Origin of the sequence: Crocosphaera sp., assembly GCF_030064895.1 — a bacterium.
Lineage (GTDB): Bacteria > Cyanobacteriota > Cyanobacteriia > Cyanobacteriales > Microcystaceae > Crocosphaera.
The window spans coordinates 1-23,590 of record NZ_JASJEB010000022.1 but is presented as its reverse complement, the minus strand read 5'-3'; the positions used below and the strand labels follow the sequence as shown (position 1 = coordinate 23,590).

Annotated in this window: 20 protein-coding genes, 1 pseudogene and 1 riboswitch; of the genes and pseudogenes, 10 read left to right on the top strand and 11 right to left on the bottom strand. The window is 35.7% G+C overall.

What is annotated here, in order from left to right; all coding sequences use genetic code 11:
* Window positions 1–217 precede the first annotated feature (217 nt).
* From QNJ66_RS08225 to QNJ66_RS08200, 6 genes are all read left to right on the top strand, one after another.
* On the top strand, window positions 218–1,678 hold the full coding sequence (locus tag QNJ66_RS08225) for an AAA family ATPase (RefSeq protein ID WP_300505079.1): 1,461 nt from the start codon (window positions 218–220) through the stop codon (window positions 1,676–1,678).
* A gap of 24 nt (window positions 1,679–1,702) precedes the next feature.
* Window positions 1,703–2,755 (top strand): DUF4435 domain-containing protein, encoded by a 1,053-nt coding sequence (locus QNJ66_RS08220; RefSeq protein WP_300505077.1) that lies wholly within the window; start codon window positions 1,703–1,705, stop codon window positions 2,753–2,755.
* A 113-nt stretch (window positions 2,756–2,868) separates the two neighbouring features.
* The gene (locus tag QNJ66_RS08215; protein WP_300505075.1) at window positions 2,869–3,705 is read left to right on the top strand and encodes a DUF3598 family protein; all 837 of its coding nucleotides are present in this window, start codon (window positions 2,869–2,871) and stop codon (window positions 3,703–3,705) included.
* 83 nt (window positions 3,706–3,788) lie between these two features.
* Window positions 3,789–4,922, top strand: a complete 1,134-nt coding sequence (locus QNJ66_RS08210; protein WP_300505073.1) for a glycosyltransferase — start codon at window positions 3,789–3,791, stop codon at window positions 4,920–4,922.
* Window positions 4,900–5,025 (top strand): hypothetical protein, encoded by a 126-nt coding sequence (locus QNJ66_RS08205; protein ID WP_300505071.1) that lies wholly within the window; start codon window positions 4,900–4,902, stop codon window positions 5,023–5,025. Before QNJ66_RS08210 ends, QNJ66_RS08205 begins: the two co-directional genes overlap by 23 nt.
* A gap of 104 nt (window positions 5,026–5,129) precedes the next feature.
* Entirely contained in the window at window positions 5,130–5,993 is an 864-nt protein-coding gene (locus QNJ66_RS08200) for a cyclic nucleotide-binding domain-containing protein (protein ID WP_300505069.1), read from the top strand.
* A 46-nt stretch (window positions 5,994–6,039) separates the two neighbouring features.
* Here the strand turns inward: QNJ66_RS08200 and QNJ66_RS08195 are convergent, their stop codons facing one another.
* Window positions 6,040–6,237: a hypothetical protein gene (locus QNJ66_RS08195; RefSeq protein ID WP_300505067.1), complete on the bottom strand. Its 198-nt coding sequence runs from the start codon at window positions 6,235–6,237 to the stop codon at window positions 6,040–6,042.
* 15 nt (window positions 6,238–6,252) lie between these two features.
* Window positions 6,253–6,933, bottom strand: coding sequence for a hypothetical protein (locus QNJ66_RS08190; RefSeq protein ID WP_300505065.1), 681 nt, complete (start codon window positions 6,931–6,933; stop codon window positions 6,253–6,255).
* A gap of 208 nt (window positions 6,934–7,141) precedes the next feature.
* Between QNJ66_RS08190 and QNJ66_RS08185 the strand changes: the two genes are divergently transcribed.
* Complete coding sequence (locus QNJ66_RS08185) at window positions 7,142–7,915, top strand: SDR family oxidoreductase (protein WP_300505063.1); 774 nt, start codon at window positions 7,142–7,144, stop codon at window positions 7,913–7,915.
* Window positions 7,916–8,140: 225 nt separating this feature from the next.
* Here QNJ66_RS08185 and QNJ66_RS08180 read toward each other — a convergent pair whose 3' ends face one another.
* Window positions 8,141–9,010 (bottom strand): alpha/beta hydrolase, encoded by an 870-nt coding sequence (locus QNJ66_RS08180; protein ID WP_300505062.1) that lies wholly within the window; start codon window positions 9,008–9,010, stop codon window positions 8,141–8,143.
* A gap of 111 nt (window positions 9,011–9,121) precedes the next feature.
* Window positions 9,122–10,015, bottom strand: coding sequence for a sigma-70 family RNA polymerase sigma factor (locus tag QNJ66_RS08175; RefSeq protein ID WP_300505060.1), 894 nt, complete (start codon window positions 10,013–10,015; stop codon window positions 9,122–9,124).
* 347 nt (window positions 10,016–10,362) lie between these two features.
* On the opposite strand from QNJ66_RS08175, the gene QNJ66_RS08170 reads away from it, so the two are divergent.
* Complete coding sequence (locus QNJ66_RS08170) at window positions 10,363–13,272, top strand: DEAD/DEAH box helicase (protein WP_300505058.1); 2,910 nt, start codon at window positions 10,363–10,365, stop codon at window positions 13,270–13,272.
* Window positions 13,273–13,311: 39 nt separating this feature from the next.
* Here QNJ66_RS08170 and QNJ66_RS08165 read toward each other — a convergent pair whose 3' ends face one another.
* From QNJ66_RS08165 to mtnA, 4 genes are all read right to left on the bottom strand, one after another.
* Complete coding sequence (locus tag QNJ66_RS08165; RefSeq protein WP_300505056.1) at window positions 13,312–14,952, bottom strand: dynamin family protein; 1,641 nt, start codon at window positions 14,950–14,952, stop codon at window positions 13,312–13,314.
* Window positions 14,953–15,010: 58 nt separating this feature from the next.
* Window positions 15,011–17,089, bottom strand: a complete 2,079-nt coding sequence (locus QNJ66_RS08160; protein ID WP_300505055.1) for a dynamin family protein — start codon at window positions 17,087–17,089, stop codon at window positions 15,011–15,013.
* Between the two features lie 64 nt (window positions 17,090–17,153).
* Complete coding sequence (locus QNJ66_RS08155; protein WP_300505053.1) at window positions 17,154–17,498, bottom strand: hypothetical protein; 345 nt, start codon at window positions 17,496–17,498, stop codon at window positions 17,154–17,156.
* Window positions 17,499–17,926: 428 nt separating this feature from the next.
* Window positions 17,927–18,979, bottom strand: a complete 1,053-nt coding sequence (mtnA, locus tag QNJ66_RS08150; RefSeq protein ID WP_300505051.1) for an S-methyl-5-thioribose-1-phosphate isomerase — start codon at window positions 18,977–18,979, stop codon at window positions 17,927–17,929.
* Between the two features lie 657 nt (window positions 18,980–19,636).
* Between mtnA and QNJ66_RS08145 the strand changes: the two genes are divergently transcribed.
* A complete protein-coding gene (locus tag QNJ66_RS08145; protein WP_300505050.1) occupies window positions 19,637–20,137 on the top strand; it encodes a hypothetical protein in 501 nt (166 codons plus the stop codon).
* A 108-nt stretch (window positions 20,138–20,245) separates the two neighbouring features.
* Window positions 20,246–21,166, top strand: a complete 921-nt coding sequence (locus QNJ66_RS08140; RefSeq protein ID WP_300505048.1) for a class I SAM-dependent methyltransferase — start codon at window positions 20,246–20,248, stop codon at window positions 21,164–21,166.
* 215 nt (window positions 21,167–21,381) lie between these two features.
* Here the strand turns inward: QNJ66_RS08140 and QNJ66_RS08135 are convergent, their stop codons facing one another.
* From QNJ66_RS08135 to QNJ66_RS08125, 3 genes and pseudogenes are all read right to left on the bottom strand, one after another.
* Window positions 21,382–21,678 carry a hemolysin XhlA family protein gene (locus QNJ66_RS08135; protein WP_300505045.1) on the bottom strand — a complete coding sequence of 99 codons (297 nt, stop codon included), beginning with the start codon at window positions 21,676–21,678 and terminating at the stop codon, window positions 21,382–21,384.
* A 140-nt stretch (window positions 21,679–21,818) separates the two neighbouring features.
* Window positions 21,819–23,048, bottom strand: coding sequence for a M23 family metallopeptidase (locus QNJ66_RS08130; RefSeq protein WP_300505043.1), 1,230 nt, complete (start codon window positions 23,046–23,048; stop codon window positions 21,819–21,821).
* A gap of 82 nt (window positions 23,049–23,130) precedes the next feature.
* A riboswitch (cobalamin riboswitch) is annotated at window positions 23,131–23,283 on the bottom strand.
* Window positions 23,284–23,374: 91 nt separating this feature from the next.
* Window positions 23,375–23,590, bottom strand: a pseudogene (locus QNJ66_RS08125) (RNA-guided endonuclease TnpB family protein); the annotation flags it as partial.

Below are 23,590 nucleotides of genomic sequence, written 5' to 3'. Positions count from 1 at the left end.
AGGCATAAAATTAAAATAGTCCCCTCGCAACTACCAAGGGGACATCAGAAAAATAATTCTATTAGGAGTATAACTCATGAATGAACCATCTACTGTTACTTATCCCACAGCAGAATTCCTCAAAAGCATTGAGGACAAGCTAGACAGTAATTAAATAGAAGAGGTTGAGTTATAATCAAAATGATCTATTATTGAGACTGGAATAGGAGTTAAGGTTATGTCTCGATTTATCAAGCGTTTAGAAGCCATTGGAATACACAGAAGATTTGATATTGCTCTTGATTTTAACGATGGAATTAATATTATTCATGGAAGTAACGGTACAGGAAAAACTACTTTATTACATATTCTTGCAAATGCAGTTAATGAAGATTTTAGACGTTTTGGATATTTAAACTTTGAAGCATTAATCATTATTTTAGATGATTACACAGAAATAAGAATAGATCAAGAACATTGGTTAAACTCTAATTCCGATACCTTAACCACAATCTTTATTAACAAAGATAAAATAGATTCTTACCGTTTTTCAGAATTATTGGAAGAAAGACAACAATTCTATGACAATAACGGAATTTTAAGGACTCGTGTTCAACCTTATGATCCATCATCTTTACAAGAAAAGCGTGACATAAAGCAAGATATTAATATTGATTTAAAAGCAACTTATTTTCCTGCTTTTAGAACAATGATTGAGGCATGGGCTACATTAGATGAAAATACAATCAGACATTTTTCTCGAAAATCACCTAATTTTAGAAGAGTTCTAAGAAGTTCAAAAAAATCAACGGAACTGGCTCGTATTCTATTTGGAAAATTTGTTCCTAAACTTGAATATCCTTCTCCTATAGAAATAGAAGAACATATTAATTCAGAACTAACAGAAGCTCAATTAAAAATTGCAAGTCTTGATAGAAATTTACTTTCACAAGCATTTATTAAATTTTCAAAAGCTATTTCTCAATCATCTGATAGAGACGATAATAAAAAAGAGCCAGAAGAGGTTATTAAGGAAATAACAGAACTATCAGACAAGTTACAAAATTCTCCTTTTCTACTGAACCTTAATAATTCAGATAATGTCTATGATAAATTAATAGAACAGTTAAAATCTTTTGAATCAGATCCACAATATAAAACGATTGCTAGTAGAGTTTTATCAGTTTATAAAGATTCACTTCAACAAAGACTAGATGAACAAACAAAAGCTTATTCTAGTATCGAAAATTATCTTGAATCTGTCAATGAATTTTTAGAGAAAAAGCAATTAAAAATAGGTTCTACAAATTCACCTCAAAATAGAGCTAGATTAGGGGTTAAAATAGGTGATGAAGAAGCCCTTAATAACCTAAAAATTTTATCTTCTGGAGAGAGACAAGTAGCCGGTTTAATTTATGCAGCTAGTCACATGACAGATGGGAGAGTTGTTTTAATTGATGAACCAGAAATTTCTCTACATATTGATTGGCAACGTAAATTATTACCAGAAATGGTGAAACAACTTGGTGAAAAACAACTCATTATTTGTACTCATTCTCCTGTTATTGCATCTGGATATCGAGATAAAATGATAGAATTAGAAATGCACCCAACAGCAAACGCTAATATAAATACTGATAGCATTGAAGAAGAACAAATAGATATAATAGATGATGATTTTGACAGTATTCCCTTTTAAAAATTTAGATAAAATATTGACTTTATGAATGGATTACAGCTAACTCCTGAAGAATACCTTACTGAAATAATTATGTCTAAAGATAGGTTTTTATTATTAGAAGGGTCGGATGATGAAGCTTTTTTTATTCTTATTCGCAATTTTTTAAGAAAAAACGAATCTCAAATTTCAGAAGACAAATTAGACTTACTAAAAAATATTGTTATTGATACCGCAGAGGGGATAAAAGGAGAATCGGGAAATGGAGATAAATTAGGAAATAGAGCTAAAATAGAGAAAATATGCGATTTAATTACTCAAGAATCATCAAATATTCAAAATAGATTAGTCGGTTTTGTTGATCGGGAATTTAGAGAATTTGAATACGATAATGAGTTAAAAGATAATCTTAAAACTCATAAAATAAATAATAGATTAATTTGGAGTAAAGGTCATTCCATTGAAAACTATTTTTTTGAAATATCAACGTTAAAAGAAGCATTTAATAATTATTTAGTCAGTGATTTTTATCTAGAAGCATTTGAAATGTTTGAATCTAAATTTGCTCATACTCTCAGAATAGCTTGCGCTTTGAGTTTAGCAGGTTGGTCAGAAAATGAAAATGAAAATTTACTGCAACCTGTTACTAAATCAATAGATTGGCAGTGTATAGATATTAGCTCTACGTCTGTTAAAATTAATTTAGAAGAATGGGATAAGATACTAAAAAAAAGGTGCAAACTTAATCAAACTCGGATTGAAAAATTATTTAATAAATTTGAAACTTATTTGAATATGACTAATCAATGTGATCTGGAAACTTTAAGATGTTTATCTCATGGACATATAGGATTTAATTTTATGTTTGCTGTTTATGGAAAATGTCTTTATTTAACAGCTTCATCAGATCAACCTGAAAAGAAGAGAAAAGAAGCAGAAAAAGTTAATAAAAATAAAGATACACGCTTTCCTACAGTAGCAAATGCTTGGATTAGAAGTCAATCTATCGAAGTTGACAATAATAATAATCACGACTTTCCAATAAAGTGTTTTTGGATGTTAATCAATGAAATACATGAAGTTGATAACAATGTTTAACTTAGGTTGAGTAATGCTAAACTAAACCCCTACAGATTATACTAATATTGACTTTTCATTTGTCTAATTACTTAGTATACTAAATAAAGATAATCCTAAAAGTCTGTTTTAAAATGACTGAAAATAACTGGCAAAATTTCTTAAAAAATCTCGGAGAATGGCGAGGATCTTTTACTAAAATTTCTCCTCAAGGTGATATACTTAATTCTACTCTCTCTATTATCAGTTTAGAAGGATTAGAAAACAATAAGTTAGTTAAGTTTCGTTTGCGTCGTTTTGGTGGTGATAGTTATGACGAACATCCAACTCAAGACTATACACAAGAATACCGTTCTTTAGGAAGACAAATCATTTTCTTTGAGACAGGAAGCTTCTCTAAAGGATCATTTCAATTAGCCCCTTTTGCTGATTTTGGCTCAGAATTTGGGTTTATTAAAGGCGATCGCCGTTTACGTTGTGTTTTATTATACGACCCTCAAAATGAGCTTTCAAGTATTACTTTAATTCGAGAGTTTCGCGGTGGCACTAATGCTCAAGAACGTCCTCCATTAACTTTAAATCAATTATTAGGAAAATGGCAAGGAACCGCCTATACAGCTTATCGTGATTTTCGCCCTACAGATAAATTTGAAACCTGTTTAGAAGTAAAACAAATTGATAATAGTAAAATACAACAACAATTAACTTTTTTAGGAAACACTCTGACTTCAACAGCAAATATTGAAGGCAATAAGCTAGTATTTAATAGTGGAGATAATCCTAGACAAATTTTATTGTTACCTGATGGCAGTTCAACTAATGCACCCTTAAAATTAGAATTACGCAAACCCTTCTTTTTAGAAATAGGTTGGTTAGTTAATGAAAAAGAACGTCAAAGATTAATCCGAAATTACGATGCAACTGGTGCATGGGTAGGTTCAACTTTAGTTATTGAAAAGAAAATTGATTAAATTATCCATTATCGATTTTCTTGACTCAAATGACCCAAGATAGCCTACTATATTGATGGTTATGCAAAAAAATTGAAAATCCTATGCGAATTGCTCTATTCACAGAAACTTTCTTACCTAAAATTGATGGTATTGTAACCCGTTTACGACATACAGTTGACCATTTACAGCGTAACGGTGATCAAGTTTTAGTTTTTTCCCCTGACGGTGGGTTAAGAGAACATAAAGGAGCAAAAATTCATGGTGTTAAAGGTATCCCTCTTCCTTTGTATCCTGAGTTAAAATTAGCCATTCCTACCCCTAAAGTGGGGAAAGCATTAGAAAAATTTAAACCTGATTTAATCCATGTAGTTAATCCTGCGGTTTTGGGATTAGGGGGAATTTATTACGCTAAAACCTTAAATATTCCCCTAGTAGCTTCTTATCACACTCACTTACCCCAATATTTACAACATTATGGCTTAGGTTCCTTAGAAGGATTACTCTGGGAACTGCTAAAATTAGCCCATAACCAAGCCCGTCTCAACCTCTGCACATCGACGGCCATGGTAGAAGCTTTAGAAACTCATGATATCGAACGGGTGGATCTCTGGCAAAGAGGGGTAGATACGGAGATGTTTCAACCCCATTTAGTTTCTCAACAAATGCGATCGCGTTTATCGGGAGGCAACCCAGATAAACCCTTACTTTTATATGTGGGACGGGTTTCGGCTGAGAAGCAGATTGATCGCATTAAACCAGTGCTAGAAGCCATTCCAGAGGCACATTTGGCAATTGTTGGCGATGGACCCCATCGGGAGGCGTTAGAGGCTCATTTTGCAGGGACTCAGACCCATTTTATCGGCTACCTGCAAGGGTTGGAATTGGCTTCTGCTTTTGCTTCGGCGGATGCGTTTATTTTTCCTTCCACAACGGAGACGTTAGGCTTAGTATTATTAGAAGCGATGGCTGCTGGATGTCCCGTAGTAGCAGCTAATTCTGGGGGTATTCCTGATATTGTTACTGATGGGGTGAATGGTTATCTATTTGAACCCACAGACCCAAATGGGTCAATTATCGCCACAAAACGCCTTTTAGCAGCTACAGATGAACGAGAACAGTTGCGCAGCAATGCCCGGCAAGAGGCAGAAAAATGGGGATGGGCCGCGGCTACTCGTCAGTTAAAACGCTATTATGAGTCTGTTCTTGGGGAAGATGTTTTACCCCGTGTTGCTTAGTGTGGGAAGAGTGGGGAGTGTGGGAAGTGTGGGAAGTGTGGGAAGTGTGGGAAGTGTGGGGAGTGTGGGAAGTGTGGGAAGTGTGGGGAGAAGTCGCTTCTAATTTATCAATTTTTTCAATCTCTTACTCCTCTAGTTCCCATCTATCCAAAAAATAATTAAACTTATTATGGATAACATTTAGATTTAATTATTTAACTATTGAACATGGAATTAAGAAAAGTTTACGAGATTCTTCAAGATACTTCTCTGGGGCAAGATTTAAACAATGAAGAGTTACAAAGGTTAGCGGAAATAGGTACGATGAAAACCGTTGATACTGGTACTATTTTAATGCGTGAGGGAGACAACAGTGATGCCTTAATTGTTTTATTGGAAGGAGAAACAGAAGTCTTAAAAGGGTTTTCTGGGCAGCAACCTCGACAAGTTGCTAAACAAAAAAAGGGTTCAGTTTTAGGGGAGATGGGTCTATTTTTACAACGGCCTCGCAAAGCAACGGTAAGAACTTTAACCCCTTGTAAGGTTTTTGTGTTTCAACAAGGAACTTTGGGAGAATTACGGGAAAAAAATGATATTTTAGTGGCTAAAATAGCGATGAATCTCGGTTATGTGGTTAGTCAAAAATTAGAAATATTGAATGAAAATGTAGTGGATTTACTTAATAATAATGAGAAGTTATTAACCACCATTGAAAGTTTAGACAATTCTCAATCAAAATCTGATTTAGAAAGCATGAGAACTCGTTTACTTTCCCAAGCTAAACAGTTACGTCAAAGTCAAGAAAAAGTTGAGAAACAACTTAATTATCTTAACACAGAAATTAACCAGACAAAACTGATTCGCCGTGTAGCAGAATTAGTGATTGCCATTGTTACTGGTGGTGTGGCAACTTTTGGTGTGGGACAGTTAATTGGAGTAGGAATAAATCAAGTTCAACTACCAATAGAATCAGATCAAGTTTCCCCTTCTTCTATTCCTTATATTAACACAGAAGAAGATTGCAAAAAACGAGATGGTTCCATTTGGCATGAGGAACAATGTTGGGATTTTACCCACAGTCCAGACTGGTAATTATTGAATACTATAATTAAGCAAAAAAATAACTCAATAAAACAGTTTACTGGTTTAGTTTTTCTTGAATTATTTCCATTTGGTTGCTTTTCTCTGTTAAACCAAAATGGTTCATCAATGCAATAACACCAACAGAAACAATAACGCCAAGAGATAAACCACCTGCTAACAAGATAAGAAAGATTTTCTTGGCTTGATTAACAGCTTTTTGCTGTCTTTCGGTTCTTGGGGAATCATAATCCATAATCAAATTAAATCATTAATTATCTAATAATTCTAACCCATTCAAGAAACTTCTGCTACTGCGAGTATCTGTGAGAGATTTTGGATAACGAACACCTAAAGCATAAAGACGATTTCCAACTAGATAAAGTCTTAAGATAATTATTTCTTTTTGGTTGCTAAATGTCAGTTCTTTCCCTACATTTTTATCTAAAAAAACTGCCCTTTCTTGCGTTAATTGAAATCCTTTTTCTGGTGGTATTTCACTTTTTATTGCTTCTAATAGAACGTCAATATTTTCCACTTGCTCATCTGTTAAATTTTCTGCATAGGCAGCAATATACTCTTGATTATCTCTATGAGAGACTAAACTACGAAAACTAATATCACCTAAAGTTGTTGCTAATAATACTTCATCATTGGTTAAAATACCGGGTGGCATCCAGAAAGAAACACCTCCTTGTTTAAAGACAATAAACTGCCAACTATTGGATTGGTTCCTAACAGGAATAATACCATCAGGAGGATTTTGAAATAATAGTCTATCTTCTGAAGTTAAGCGTCCACTTTCAAAGAAACTTCTGATTTCTCGACCAATAGAAGGGGTTTGTTGTGCTATTTCTACCGAGGGTTTTATCGGCACTGAGTTCGCATAATTTACATTTAAGACAACCGTGAGAACTGAAATGATTGAAGTGGTTTTCAATAGACTTTTCATACATACTAATCCAATAAGACTTTCTAATTATCTCATATTTTTACCGATTGGGTTTACATTGGAGTCCTGAAGAGGATAACACAAGGGTAATAATTGTTATAGCCTAGAAGACTGTGTTACTATTTCTGCAAACAAAAATTACAATAAAGTTGCCAAAAATACCCTTTAAAGCTTATGCTAAAAATTGAGTATCTATTATTGGGTAATTATGTCAAAAAAAAGAGTTCTTGTTACGGGTGCAACAGGAAGAACAGGATTATTAGTGGTCAACAAACTTCGTCAACTTTCTGATAAGTTTGAGGTATTTGGTTTCGCTAGAAATTATGAAAAGGTAAAAGAATTATTTGATTCAACAGAAGGCTTTTTTATAGGAAATATTAGCGATGAATCTAGTTTAGAAACTGCTTTAAAAGGATGTGATTGTTTGGTAATTGTCACCAGTGCTGTCCCTAAAATGAAAGCACCTCCCCAAGAAGGAAAACCACCAGAATTTGAGTTTGAACCAGGGGGAATGCCGGAAGAAGTTGATTGGATAGGACAAAAAAATCAAATTGATATTGCTAAAAAATTGGGCATTAATCAGATTGTTTTAGTAGGTTCTATGGGAGGAACAAATCCTAATCATCCCCTCAATAAAATAGGTAATGGCAACATTTTAATTTGGAAGCGGAAAGCAGAAGAATATTTAATTAATTCCGGTATTAATTATACTATTATTCGTGCTGGTGGATTAATTAATGAACCAGGAGGAAAACGAGAATTAATTGTGGGTAAAAATGATACTTTATTAGAAAATCCTCCTAATGGTATTTCTACAGTGATTCCCAGAGAAGACGTAGCAGAATTAGTGGTACAATCACTAATAGAAACTACAGCTAAAAATAAAGCTTTTGATGTCATTACTAAACCAGAAGATGATTCTTCGGCGGTTATTACTAAGGACTTTGCTTCTTTATTTGAACAAGCAACACCTGGGTTATAAGCTGTTAAGTATCTAAATTATTCTATATTGGGTTATGGGGTGACGGTATAACGTTTGTTTCCTAATTTATCAATAGGTTGTTTAAACGTTTTTCAGTCTAGGTTAAGTAGTTCATTCTTATATTACTAAGTAAACAAAGAAAATAAATTTTGTTCCCAGTTTCCTCTCTAAACTAGCTATTTTTGTTGAATTTAAAAGATGTAATTTTCTCGGACAAAGAATACCTTAATTAAGAATAGCTTTGGCTGTCAATTCTGCTTTTTCTAAATGGGGAACATGACCACATTCTGGAATCCAAATTAATTGACTATTGGGGATTAATTCTTTAAATTTGTTAGCGTCTTTTATTCCTAAAATTTTATCGTTTTCTCCCCAAATGATCGTTGTTTCTGGTTTTAAATTGACAATTTCTTGTTTAAAAGAACCATAACCACCACTTTTGGTAAAAGAAATTAAAGCTTGACTCCACTGTTCACATTTAAGATGTAAAGCAGCACAAAGTTGTGCATCTTGACTCGCAAAACTTTTATCATAATAAGCAGATTCACTAATCTTTTGTCTAACCTTAAGATTACTTAAAAAAGCTGTTGATAAATAGTCTAAAGGAGGAAACATAAATTTTCCTATCTTCGGTGGTGCAGCTAAACCGGCACTATCAATTAACACTAATTTGCTAACAGTTTCTGGATAGGTTAAAGTAAAATCAATCGCTGTTGCACCTCCCATAGAAGCACCCACCAAAATACATGGTTCTTTAATTAAAGTTTTCCAGGTATAATATAAATGGTTTTTAATTGTTTCAGGACTAAACAATAAATCACTCCTTCTTTTAGTGAAACCAAATCCTAGTAAATCAATAGCCCACGTAGCATGAAATTGAGATAAAATTGGTAAAAGACGACGATATTCTAATAAAGAACTGTCAAAACCGTGTAAAAGTAAAATAGGTGGGTTTTTCTCTCCCTGCAAAACATAACTGGTAGGGATGGGTTGAGGAGATAGTGGAGTGGTAATATCCTCAAATTTAATTCTATTAACTAAGTCAAGGGATGTTTTTTCAGTTAACTTTTTTGCCTCAAACGGAAGAAAAATCATAACAACTATTTAGGGAGAAAACACTTATCAATTAACAATGTACATTGTTAAAGATGGATTATATCATAATAGTGAGTTTTCTCCCTAAAAATAGCATATAAATTACCATCATTAAACCGCTAGTTTTTGCCCTTCACCTGTTTTCTTCCGTAAAATTTTTAAGGCGCGGCTATAAATTTGACGGGCCCTTTCATGACTAATACCACATTTTTCCCCAATAGCTTTGTAACTCATTTGCTTACCATCTCGCAAACCAAAACGAAGAATAATTACTTCTTTTTGTCTTGGTGTTAAACTTTCTAAAAGATTATTTATCTGAGAAATTTTTTCCTCTTGTTTAACAAAATCATTAGGGGAAACACTATCTTCATCAGGTAATAATTGTCCCAACTCCGTTTGATTCTCATCAATAACAACATTTAAACTACGGGATTTAGTTTTAAACGCTGCTTGTTGGAGAAATTGTAACCTATCCACAGAAATTTCCATGTTTTCAGCAATCTCTGCTTGGGTTGGTTTTCTACCCAATTTTAGGGTTAATTCCCGAATAGATTTACGATATTTGTTGAGATTTTCGTTAATATGAATAGGTAAACGAATGGTCCGACTTTGTTCTGCGATCGCCCTAGTTATTCCCTGTCTTATCCACCAATAAGCATAGGTAGAAAACTTATAACCACGAGCCGGATCAAATTTTTCTACGCCTCTAATTAAACCCAAACTTCCTTCTTGAATTAAATCTAATAAGGATAAGCCCGAATTAAGGTATTTCTTGGCGATAGAGACCACTAGACGCAAATTTGCCTCGATCATTCTTTCTCTAGCTTTTTGTCCCTTAGCGACAATTTTTTCCTCTTCTCGGCTCAGTTTTTCCTTTTCTAATAAAGGTAACATTGCCTGGATGTCTTCCGCTAATTTAATCTCTTCAGTACTAGAGAGTAAGGGGGTTTTACCAATAGACTGAAGATAGTGGCGAACCGTATCAACTTTTTTCTTGGTTGTCATGTTTAGCTATCTGTTATTTATTTGTTGTTTGTAGGTATAGTGAAGGAAATCCACCGCAGCAGTTGTAGCTTAAATTTCTTTAGTAATCTCTTTTCTCTCAGCAAAATCTGAATCGATATTGATGGGATTTATTGCTACCCTAATTGTAAAGTAAAATTAAAATTTTGGCAAGTTATGACCCTAATTCCTCAGAAAAATTGTTAAGATTGATATCTTAACCAAAAATAGAGTCATCCAGCCCCCACTAGAAACTAGGAACTTAGGAGGCTGAACCTAAAAAATCAGGGATTTTTCCCCTAAAATAAAAGTAGGGTTTAACCTGTGATAGCCTAAATAAGTAACTTTGAGTGAAACAACCATTAACCTCTACTGAGCTTAAGATTGAAGAATTATTTCCCTTTGAACTCGATCCCTTTCAAGAGGAAGCGATCGCAGCGTTGCATCAAGGGGAATCTGTCGTTGTCTGCGCCCCCACCGGTTCAGGAAAAACAGTTATAGGAGAATTTGCCATCTATCGGGCTTTGCATCTTGGTCAACGAGTATTCTACACCACTCCCCTCAAAGCTTTATCTAATCAAAAGTTTAGAGACTTCCAAGACAAATTTGCCACCACAGAAGCAGGAGTTGTTGAAGGCATGGTGGGGTTAATTACAGGAGATATTGTCATCAATGCCAACGCTTCGATCGTAGTAATGACCACAGAAATTTTCCGTAATATGCTCTATGAAACCCCCATAGGTCAAGTGGGAACGTCCTTAGAAAATGTGGCTACAGTGATTTTAGATGAATGCCACTATATCAGTAATCGGGGTCGGGGAACCGTCTGGGAAGAATCAATTATTTACTGTTCCCCCAGCATTCAATTAGTCGCCCTCTCTGCAACCATAGGCAACCCAGAAGACTTAACAGAATGGATTAACCAAGTTCGGAAAACCGCCCCAAACGTTGATCCAAAGAAAACGTCTGTCAGTTTATGTAAACTGATTAACTCAGATTTTCGCCCCGTTCCCCTGCGATTCTATTTCAGCCAAAAAAACGGACTCTATCCCCTGCTGAATCAGAAACAAACAGCCATTAATAATCGCCTCAAACCTAAAGGAAACCGTAAACGCCGACGGGTTAAACGCAGTGAATGTCCCACACCTATGATGGTGGTTAAGCAACTGTACGAAAAAAACCTTTTACCCGCCATCTATGTTATCTTTAGCCGTCGAGAATGCGATCGGGCCGTGCAAAAGTTAGAAGGAGTGATGTTAGTCTCTCCCGAAGAAGCCCACGCCCTACAATATAACCTGCTCAACTTCTTTTTAGCCGAAAACACCAATTTACAAGTCGATCTTCTCGAAGCAGTAGGGACAGAAAACCCACACTTATACGAACCCCTTAAGGACTTTTTAACCACCCTTTCACCCCAGTCTGATCTCTTTCGATATTTAGCGGAGGATGAGGAGAGCAAAGTCCATTTATTCCAGATTCTAGCCGATCTGTGTCAGTTAGTGCGCTCAGAACAACTCGAACCCTTAACTAGAGGTATTGCGGCACATCATGCCGGCATTTTACCTCTATGGAAAGAATTAGTGGAACAACTATTTGAAGTGGGTTTGGTTAAAGTTGTGTTTGCCACGGCAACCCTATCGGCAGGCATCAATATGCCGGCAAGAACCACTGTTATCTCTGCTTTGTCCAAACGCATCGATACAGGACACAGTATGTTAAGTCCCTCAGAATTTCTGCAAATTGCCGGGCGGGCCGGACGAAGAGGTATGGATGAGGTGGGCCATGTAGTCACTATTCAAACCCCCTTTGAAGGGGCAACAGAAGCAGCCTATTTAGCTACTGCACAGTCTGAACCTTTAAAAAGTTGTTTTACTCCTTCTTATGGCATGGTCTTAAACCTGTTGCAAAAACATAGTTTACAGGAAGCCAAAGACCTTTTAGAAAGAAGTTTTGCTGAATATTTAGCCCAATTAAAATTAGAACCTGAACAACAGGCGATCGCTAGTTTGAGTACAGAATTAGCTAAACTGGATATTGAATTAGGAGGGCTACAAGAAAAAGATATCCTTGCTTATGAGAAATTGAAAGCTCGATTAAAAGAAGAAAAACGACTTTTGAAAATTCTCGAAGATCAGGGAGAAGAAAAGCGTAAAAAAGAAATTGCCGGTCAATTGAGTAAGTTAAATATTGGGGATTTAGTTTATTTAAAAGGCAAACGTTTAAGAACATCTACCCCTCAATTAGCTACCATTGTGGCTATGGTTCCGGGATCGGGACAAGGTTTTGATTTGTTATGTTTAGGGGACAATAACTACTGGTATTTAGTAAAAAGAGGAGATATTGTTGACTTTTATGGGGCTTCTTTACCCCTATCTTTTGCAGATAATTTGACCCTACCGGATCTCAGAAGATTATCTTTAGGTAGAGGACCAAAAGGGGATGAAAACTCTAAACAAATCACCCAACAAATGAGCGATCGCGCCTTTGGAAGAATCACCCCACCAGAGGTGATTGAACAACAAGAAAAGATCGATAATGTGCAGAGTTCACTTAATGATCATCCTTTAACCAAAAGCAAAGATTTTAAACGCTTATTTAAGTCCCATCATCGACGTTTAGAACTACGAGAACAACTCCATAACCGACAAATTAAATTCCAAAAATTACAGTCCAATCAATCTTATTATTGGCAAGAATTTCTCAATCTAATCGAGATTTTACGGGAATTTAATGCTTTAGATAATTATACACCCACTGCCCTCGGTGAAGCTGCAGCTACTATGCGTGGAGAAAATCAGTTATGGTTAGGCATGGTGTTGATGTCGGGTACTTTAAACCATCTCGAAGCCCATCAACTAGCGGCTGCGGTTAGTGCTATTATTACCGAAACCCTGCGCCCCGATACTTGGACTAACTATTTACCTTCTCCAGAAGTGTTGAGTCTGTTTAAAGAGTCTCCAGAAAACGGTGTGAGTATTGGAGAAATGCGCCGTTTATTGAACCAAACCCAAAGACGCTATCAAATTACTATTCCGGTCTGGTTAGAGTTAGAATTAATGGGGTTAGTGGAACAATGGGCTTTAGGTGGTGACTGGCAGGAACTTTGTGAAAATACCAGTTTGGACGAAGGGGACTTAGTTCGTTTGCTTAGGCGTACTGTTGATCTTCTTTGGCAGATTCCCCAAACCCCAGGTATTTCCGGTCATTTAATTACAACTGCTAAAGAAGCGATTACTCTATTGAAAAGATTTCCCATTTGAACCACCTACGGATTTGGGGATACTTGGACTTAAAATTAGTTAAAGTCCCGTTAAAATATCGTTTAATATCTGTATTTTATAAGATAACTGAGCTATTTCTGATGAGTGTAAATTATGGGGGACCTCCATAATCTTGGCTAGTTCCTGTTCATATTTCCGTAAACTTAATAATACTTGCTCACTAAAATGAGTTAAATAGTTCTGAGCAAATTCAACAGAAGTAGATGGAGTTTGAGAATTCTGTGTCATTGCTTCTTTTTCTGCTTGTGTTGTGGTTTTGTTTAGGAAATAACTTGCCCCTCCTAAAACGGCTGCTCCTATGGGTCCTGCTACTAACAAACCGATTCCTGTAGGAATACCAACGGTGGTGATATCATCAAAATAGTTTGATTTTTCTTTATTTCCTTCTAGCAAAGAAACTGATATCTCTGGTGGCTCAGGAATACTAATATTTAAAGGAGTCAAGAAGTTATTATCAAAAAATAAACAAGCTTTATCTCCCCATTCATTAATATTATTTTGATAGGTAATTATTTTATCTTGAAAACCATTTTCACGCCACTGTTGAAAAGTATTTTGTTCTAAAGCTATCGCTAATTCATTTTGATATTGATTTAATAGTTTAGGTAAGTATAGCCAACTATAAAAATCAGAAAGACAGCGTTGAAATCCTTGGTTAATAACTTGTTGTGCTTTCTGTTTAATTTCTTTTTCTTTGTTTATTTTTTGTTCTATATTCTCTACTTGTTTAACAATATTATCTCTTTGATTGAGGGCTATCTCTTTCACTTGAACACTAATTGTCTCAAAACGTTCTCTTCTAAAAGTTTGTTCTTGTTTCTGTTGAATAATAATAGTTTGTAAAGCAGACTCAAGCATGGACAAACCACTTCTGTGTACTTCATTATTATCCCCTTTGAGTTTCGCTCTTAATGCCGGTAAAGCATCAACTCTATATAGATTACTGAACCCAGAAGGTAAATTTGAGCGAAAACTTTCAGCAACAAAGCGTAACCTATAATAAACGTCTTTTTGTTCTTGTGGGTCTAATAAATTCAAGAAGTTAATCACTAAAATAACACTATTAATGCCACGATTTAGCAACCAATCCCTAAAATTTTCTCTTTCTTCAAGAGTCATTAATTTTCGAGCATCAACCACTTGAATAATTAAATCTGAAGTTAATAATTGATCTTTAACTAATTTATTTTGCTCTTCTCGATCATTGGTTCCTGGTAGGTCTAAAAATTCCACTCCCATTTTTAAAAGGGAATGATTACAATAAACTTCTACAGATTTTACGTCTTGATTCATACACCTGTTATCATTAAGGGTTGCATATTTTTTTAGGATATTTGTTCCTTCTTCTTCAATAATTTTATTATTATTTAAAATGATTTTTGTTTTTAATTTTTCTCCATATTTAACATAAATTGCTGCGCCTGTGGTGGGAATAAGATCGATGGGTAAAGTTTTTTCTCCTAGTAAAGCATTTAATAGTGTAGATTTACCATAATTAAAAGGAGCAAAAACCGCCAAGCGAAAGTTTTTGTTTTCACAATAATTACCTAGAGATAAGATATCTCTTTTTAGGGAAGAATTTTCATCTATTGCTAAAACTTCAATCGCATGATTAAGGGTTTTTGAGATGTTAATCAAGTTCTCATCAATATTTTTCATCGGATTAAAATTACTGAATAATAAACAATCACTCATAAAATCTTGAACTATTTAGTTTTCAAGAAGCAGTTTTCAAAAAATTGTTATAGATGCTTTGAATCCATTGGGCTTCACCCTTAATATCTTGTTGCAATTTTTGTAATCTTTCAAGTTCTTTCTCTTGATTAATTTCATGAGATTCTTTTTGTTTGACTAAGTTATCCAATTCAGCTTTGCGAGATTGAATATCATCATTCATACGTTCTGTAATTTGTTTTTCATAAATATCAAAACATTCTTTAACAGTCTCAGAAATTTTAGGAGAATAATCTTGAGCAATTTGTGGTAAATGTTTAATTAACTCTTTTTTAGCAATTTTAACCAATTGCTTACGGGCTTGATCTGCTTGTACAACTCCAACACCTAACCCTAATAAAGCTAAACTAATAGGTCCTAAAATGATGCCAGTAATAGCAGTAATAATGGTTCCTACTCCTAACACGGTAATAAAATTAAGAATAATATCTTCCCAATTAAACCCCGATCCAGCCATAGCAACCCCTGCAATATTTCCCCTTGTTAAAGAAAAGATTCCGGCTGCCCACTTTGCCCAACTGGGAGCATTATCTTTTTCAGAAGATTGATTAACCGGAGGCAAGGTATTTCCCGTTATTTTTTCAGTAATTCGGTTAGTTACTTGAGCATAAGAATCCCCATAACTGGTAGCAATTTTAGAAAGTTGTAAAAAGGCAGCATCCATTTCTTTTTCTGCTTGTTTACCCCAGTCAGCAATGCGTTCATTAATATACTTTTCAAACGCATCTCTTAGCTCTCTATCAAACGCATCTCGCTTGCCACTAAATAAGAAATCAATAAAGTTTAAATTGGGTTGATAATGAGCAAAGTCAGACTCAAAGGTATTACCTAGATTCAAAACGTAATCACGAAAAGACTGAGAAATAACTTGGGCTTGATTATCTCGAATTTTACGAATTTCTTGTTGAAATTTATCACAAATTTCATTGAGAATTTTAAACTCAGGTTCTACAGAATCAATTTGTATTTTTAAGTCATCTGCATCTTTTTCAAAGAGAGAAATTCTCCGTTCAACTGCTTCATTTACATGACTAGACGTTTGTTGAGCTAATGTTAGTCCTTGTCGAAATTCTGCTATTGCTCTTTCTTGGGTTAAAAAGGTATTTAAAGAAGATAAAAAATTAGAGAATCCTTGATCGCTTAAAGGAGTATTAGGCTGTTTTAACTGTTGTCTTAAAGCGTTTAAAGCAGAAATTTCAAATACCCTTTCTTCATAGAGATCATAACCATCAATCTTACAATATTCTGCTAGATTACTGTGAAAAACTTTCCTTAATTTTTCCTCAGCTTCAGATAACTCTTCGGGGTCATCTGGATCAATTAAACTATCTTTAACTTGATCCCAAGCATTAACCAAAAAGAAAATACTTAATCCCCTATCTTTAATATAATTTTCAAGATAACGACGCTCTCCCAGTGTACAGGGTTGAGAAGCTCTTAAAACAAATAAGATAGCATGACAATTATTAATATATCCAAGAGACAATTCGTTTCTTGCTTCCGTATCATTTAATCCTGGACTATCAACGATTTCGATCCCCTTTTCTAGTAAGGATAATGGGTATTCAACCACCGCATAATCTACGTTAGGAAAAGCTTGAGTTTTCTCCCTCTCTAACTGTTTTGCCTCTGTGGGATCAATGGTGTAACGTTGTTTAAATGCTTTAAAATCTAATATTTCTGGAGAACTTCCATCCTTAAAATAAATAGTAACCTTTTTCTCTTTTCCATAGCGAACAATGGTCAATAAAGCCGTACAAGGATTAACGTCGCTGGGTAACAATTTTTCCCCTAATAAAGCATTTAAAAATGTACTTTTCCCTCTCTTCATATCTCCTAAAACTAAGAGACGAAAAATACCATTTTTTAAGTTTGAGCCAATTTTATCAAGGTCATCGATATGCTGAGATAGTTCTAATTTTCCTGAGAGATTTTCCCCCATTGATTCCGCTTTTTCGAGAGTTTTAATCATTTCATCGAGATACTTAGCCATTTGGGAACGCACATCGCTGACCTTTTGTAAATCATCTAATAAAGTTGTCGTTTCACAATTAATCATCATAGAAAACCTCAATCATTTAATTTTCAATATAAGTATGTTATTTGTCACTATGGATAAGGTTAGGTTATTTTTTGTTATTAGACGGCTTCCTTTCTAAAAATAGTTTATACGAAACCCATGTTATAGAACTAATCATAATGACTAATGCTAACCAATAAGCTAGTTTTGTAGCAACAAAAACCACTACCATTATCATAAAGAGCTTACCCATAAAGAGTAAATTTTTCCTCCAATGGGTTATGGATTTTTTACCCAAATTCTCTTTTCTTGTTTGATACAGGGGGGGATCTGTTTCTTGGGTTTCACGAGCAATCTCTAACTCTAACTCCCGCAAACGAATTTCTTGTTCTCGTTGCTTTAAAGCTTGTTCTCGTTGCTTTAATTGTTGATCTTCCTCATTATAATTCATGAATACTCATTATCATTCAGGTTGATAATCTTAGGGTTCCCCAAAATGACAAATTGTTATCATCATCCTTTGATAAGTCTTTCAAAAGGATGGTTTGAAAGACTTGTCAAAGGATTACAGATTGATTGCATTTGCACTAATCTACAATCTTCGGTCACCGCAAAATATTCAAAAAATTGAACAAGGGGAGGCTAAGCTGTTAAGCATCTAAATTACTATACTAGACAGACGGGGAGACGGTTTGCTAATTTGTTGCTGAACCTCATGATGTGCGGTTTAAATGCACAACAGCTTAAATCCCTGAGTTTCAAAACTTTAGGGCTTTTTTTTCAAGCTTTTATTTGTCAACTAGGGGATATTTTAGTGTACGAAGACGCTCCCGATTCTAATTGTGATCCTCTAACTTAATCAAGGAAAATGCTATTTTTTTAATGATAAGATAACTCTGGTTTCAAGCTAATCAGTTCTCCGGGTTTAACGGTTTTTTGTTCAGTAATAATTCCTGTAATTAACTTAGCAGGAGTAACATCAAATGCAGGGTTATAATAATCAACTCCATCGGGATAAATAACCGTATCTCCGATTTGATAAAGTTCCGAAGGATCTCGTTCTTCGATGGGAATTAAATCACCATTTTCTAAACTAAAATCTACGGTAGAAAGGGGTGCAGCAACATAAAAAGGAATGTCGTGCATCTTGGCCATAACTGCTACTCCATAGGTACCAATTTTATTAGCAGCATCCCCATTAGCAGCTATTCTATCTGCCCCTACAACTATCATATCAATTAGTCCTTTTTGCATACAATGGGCTGCCATATTATCACTAATCACAGTAACAGGAATTTTCTCTTGAACACATTCCCAAGCGGTTAATTTTGCCCCTTGTAAACGGGGTCTTGTTTCATCAGCATAAACTCTTTTTAGTCTTCCTGCTGCCCATACAGAACGAATTACTCCTAATGCTGTTCCATAACCTGCTGTTGCTAATGCTCCTGCGTTACAATGGGTGAGAATGCTTAATTTTTCTAGGTTTGAGGGTAATATTTGTAAACTATTTTTACCGATATCTTGACAAGTTTGCAAGTCTTCTGCTTGGATTTTTTGCGCTGTTTCTAATAAAATATTTTTAATTTCTTCTACTGTGCCAATACTTTCATAAGCTGTTTTTAACATCCTAGAAATTGCCCAGAAAAGATTAACAGCAGTGGGACGAGTTTGACGTAATATTTCGGCAACTTCTTCTAATTTTTTTAAGAAAGTTTCTCTCTCTTTTGTGTTAATTTCTCTTGCCCCTAAGTACATTCCATAACCAGCAGCAACCCCAATGGCTGGCGCACCCCGAACAATCATAGTTTTAATGGCTTTTGCCATGTCTTCATAACGATTAATTTCTACTAGGGTATATTGACTAGGTAAACAAGTTTGATCAATTAATAAAACTTTATTGTTAGACCAAACAACAGGATAAATTGTAGTCATAATAGCACTTAAAATTAATACTCAATGTCTCTAAGTTATTCTGACATATTTTAGTCTTTTTGAACAGTTGTTATTTTTAGGCTTAAAATGTTAGAGAGATTTCTCTTTACCTCAAAAGGAGGATTAAAAAGACAACAATATAGCATTTCTCATACTTGTGAGGTACAGGGTTTTCTAGTTTTAGGAGTTCGGAGTTCGGAGTTCGGAGTTCGGAGTTCGGAGTGAGATATTAGATGTACCTCATGAGTCCGAGAAACGCTATATACTAACTAATTTTTGTAATACGATATTTTTCGTTATTTATTGTTACAGAAAGTTATTTTATTATTTTTTCAGAGATTTCCCCATACTTAGGGTTATTTTCCACAGCTTTTTCAACAGGAAAAAATGATTTTCTTTTCTTTCAAAGGCTTACTAAATCAAATTTTCTGTTATTTAAACCATTAATTAGTTATCTGTTCTGGGGAAAATAGTAATTAGATTATAATCAAATCAAGACTTGATTTTTGTGTTATAATAGGTTAGAATAGTTAACCCTAAAAGACTCAAGAAACCTTGTCAAGATATCTAAGACAATCAACTAACTAATAGAAGTTGATAAATAATCAGAATAGTCTTTATCCTGGGTAAAATAATTAACAAAAAATAGTTTAAACTATGACAAATTCTATCAATAATCTACCACAAGTAAATAAAAATAAAAAGAAAGAAAATAGAAATAATATCATCAATAAAACAGTAAAAAATAGAACAAATAAGAATAAAAAAAGAAGTATTGTTGATGAAATTCGCGAACGTCGACCAGTACCTAACCCTTGGCGTGTGGGAGAAGTCGCCCAAATTATTATTAAACGTAATCCTGATCTTAAAGGGAGAAATGGTCAGTGGTGTATTATCGAAGAAGTGTTAAACTTTTCCTGTTTAGTGAAAACTTGGGATGGGATTATTCAAGTAAAAATTGAAAACTTAAAAGATGTTTATTACTCATCGCAACAACAACAAGAAATCAAGAAAATAAGCGCTCGCTTGGCTCAGATAACCCAAAATCAACTAGAAGATTCAGTTAAAAAATTTCTAGAAGAATTAGGCAAAATTAATCGCCCCTTTTTAACCACTTTAGAAGATAAAATTTTGACATTAATAGAAACAAAAAGTTAACTGGTAACTGGTCACTGTTCACTGATAATGGTAAAATTGGTGACGAAAAATCGTGAGTAACCATCGATACGACTTGGTTACTGTCATGAGCGATATCTAGAAAATTTTATGACTGTTACCTCCTTTCAACCTCAACCCGGTTTAGCTTCCCGTATGATCAATGGGATATTATCCATCAAACCCCTAGCCAAACTTGCAAAACATCAAGCCCGTAATATGATTATTAATCGGGCCGAAAAAATAGGGGTTCCCTGGCGAGATAATGTGCGTCAACTTAGCCAACATAACTGGCAAGAAGAACTAGCTAATGTTGAAAATCCTAACTTAGTTTATCCTGATTATTATGTTTGCTCTTTTCATGGTTATGATACCGGTAATTTAAGTTGGGAATCTGCTTTAGAAGTGGAATCAGCAGCTTATTCCGTTCATGCTAGTATTTGGCCAGATGCCGGAGTCAAGGGTGATACCCGTTTACGAGACAATTATCACTCTATTCTTAAACAACAATTATCCTTAAACCCCCAAACCATTTTAGACATTGGTTGTAGTGTTGGCATGAGTACCTTTCCCCTACAAGAAATGTACCCTAACGCTAAACTAACCGGATTAGATTTATCAGCTTATCATTTAGCCGTTGCCCATTATCGCAGTCAACAACGCAACCTTGACATTGACTGGGTACACGCAGCAGCAGAAGAAACTAACTTATCTTCGGCATCTTTTGATTTAGTTTCCACCTTTTTGTTGTACCACGAACTACCCAAAACCGCAGCCATCGAAATTTTTAAAGAGGCCCGTCGTCTGCTTAAACCCGGGGGATATTTCACCATGATGGACATGAACCCTCGCGCTGAAGCTTTTCAAAAAATGCCTCCTTATGTCTTAACCCTGCTCAAAAGTACGGAACCTTATCTAGATCAATATTTTGCCCTGGATGTAGAAACAGCGTTAACCCAAGTAGGGTTTGAAACACCGACAATAACCCCTGTTAGTCCCCGTCATCGGGCGATCGTTGCCAAGGTAAGGTGAAAATTTTTGTAGGGGTCAACGGCCGTTTAATAATGGACAATGAACAATGGATAATGGATAATGACCTCTCCGGTTAAGGGAAAAGGATTGAAACAAATGATGAAACTTTCTGCTTTTTTCTCCTTGAAAGGAGAGGTTTTCAACCGAATCAATTAATCATCAATTATCAATTATCCATTGATAAAAGGGTGATGTGGTGGCCACCCTAAAAATGGTCACGACAGAGGATAGAAAACGAATCTAGCTATAGCGACTAAAAAACCACCAACTGCCGTCACTAAGATTCCAATCAACGTCCAAATTTGTGCTTTAGTTGATCCCTTTAATTCAGTGACATCTTTATTAAGGTTTTTTACCTCTGTCTTGATTTCTGCTAACTCAACCTCGATAGTGTTTAGTTTCTCAAGCTTTGTCTCTATCTTTTCAAACTTTGTCTCTATCTTTTCAAACTTCTTTTCAATGCCTTTCAAGACTTCTAGCAAGTCATACCTAACTGTAACGGGTTCATTCATGAGTGAAACTCCTAAGTAATAACGTTTACATTATCAGGTAAGACGGGAGTGCGAAAACTCTTATTAAAAAAAAATCAGAGAAGCGTTGTCTTCTCTGACTTCAGCTATATTATCGCTTCAATCCCTAACGAGATAGTGATTTAGCGTTTTCTATTCTTAGGTAAGAAGGCCATGGGATCTTGTGGTCCCTTGCCTTTAGGACGAATTTCGTAGTGAAGGTGGGGACCAGTGCTTCTACCTGTGTTACCCATTTCGGCAATTTTTTGACCTTGTTCTACTTTCTGACCACGACGCACTAAATGACGGCTATTATGAGCGTATAAGGTTACACTGCCATCGGGGTGACGAACTTTAAGAAATTTGCCGTAACCCCCAGAATCCCAACCTACGGTGATAACTTCTCCAGGAGCCGAAGACACAATAGGAGTTCCCACAGGTGCCGCAATATCAATACCCCTGTGCATTCTGCCCCAACGAGGGCCGTACCCAGAGGTTATAACCCCTTTAGTCGGCCAAATATGTCCACTAAATCTCATGGGAGCATCGGGAAGATAATCATCTGGGTTGGAGATACCAGGGAGTTTTGGACCCACAGTTGTTCCAATAGGAATTTCAAAGGGGTTGTTGAATAGAGAAGGTTTACCGGGAGCAGCACTGAATGCTTTTAGATTAGTAGTCAGTGTCTCTTTTTCTTCTGGTTGCTTGAGGGGTTGACTGATATCAGTAACAGCTTTTCCTTCTGGCTGCTTGAGGGGTTGACTGACATCAATAACAGCTTTTTCTTCTCTGACAATGTTTACTTCTTCGGTTTTCAATTCTGCTAAGCTATGTTGCAGATGCTTGCGGGTTAGTTTGAGGTGATCAAGGGAGGTGTTGACAGATTTTGGACCAACACTTTTATTTTGACTGCTAGTTTCTGGAGAGCTTTTTGGGGTGATTTTTTGAGATGAATCCTTATCAGAAGGAATTTTTATGGTTTTTCCTGGCTCTAGCTTGGCTGTAATTCTTAGATTATTAATAGCGGCTATGGCTTCTGGTTTGACTTGATAGTTGTAAGCCAATTTGGCAATAGTATCTCCTTCTTCTACTTTATGCTTCAGGGCTAAAGGAGAGAGTTGACTTTCCTCGCTGCGCGTATCTGAAGCATTAGGAAGATTGCTAATAGCTGTATTGGCGGTCACAGGATTAGCTGCGATCGCTGCTTTGTCTTGGCTGAACAAGATACCGCTTGCGCCCATAGATATGGCTAGGCCGATCATTGCTGCTGAGCAAAGAACCCGACTTTTCTCACTTGAGGTTAGTTTATTTTGAGAGTCTTCGGAAGAAGATATTGCTTCTAGTTTGGTGTGATCTGTCAAACTAGAAGACATTTTTTGAATAAAAAACCTTTGAGGATAATAGTTCCCCAGATCAATCATATTGAACACAATCTGTACCTCGCAGACGATTACGAACATGGGTCAACTTATCGGCGGGCATTCTGACTAAGAGATTTGTTCAAGACTAATCTCATCACAGTTGCGGGACAGTGACGGATTTACACCGCTCTTTCCCCGTTGCCTCTAATGGCTGATCTCCATTAGAACCGAAGACCCTAAGTTTTTGTTAACGACTGTTTCGAGGTCTTGGATTGTTCCCGTGGCTCGTTCTAACGGATGAAAAAAGTGTTCAATGTGACATTCTCCCACGCTAACTGCTAGGCAGTATAGCGTGGGCTTCCCAACTCACGATGGGATATTTCTGCCCACAGAGGCAAGTTGCCCCTACGCCAGTTATCTAGGCTCATCACCCCCGACACCTCGACTTGACAGACTGTTTCCTTTCCCCTGAGTCCCAGGGTAGTGGTTTCAATACCTCGATTACAGATTTCTTGGGCCGAAGCCACGTCGCGGTCAACAAAATTATCGACTCC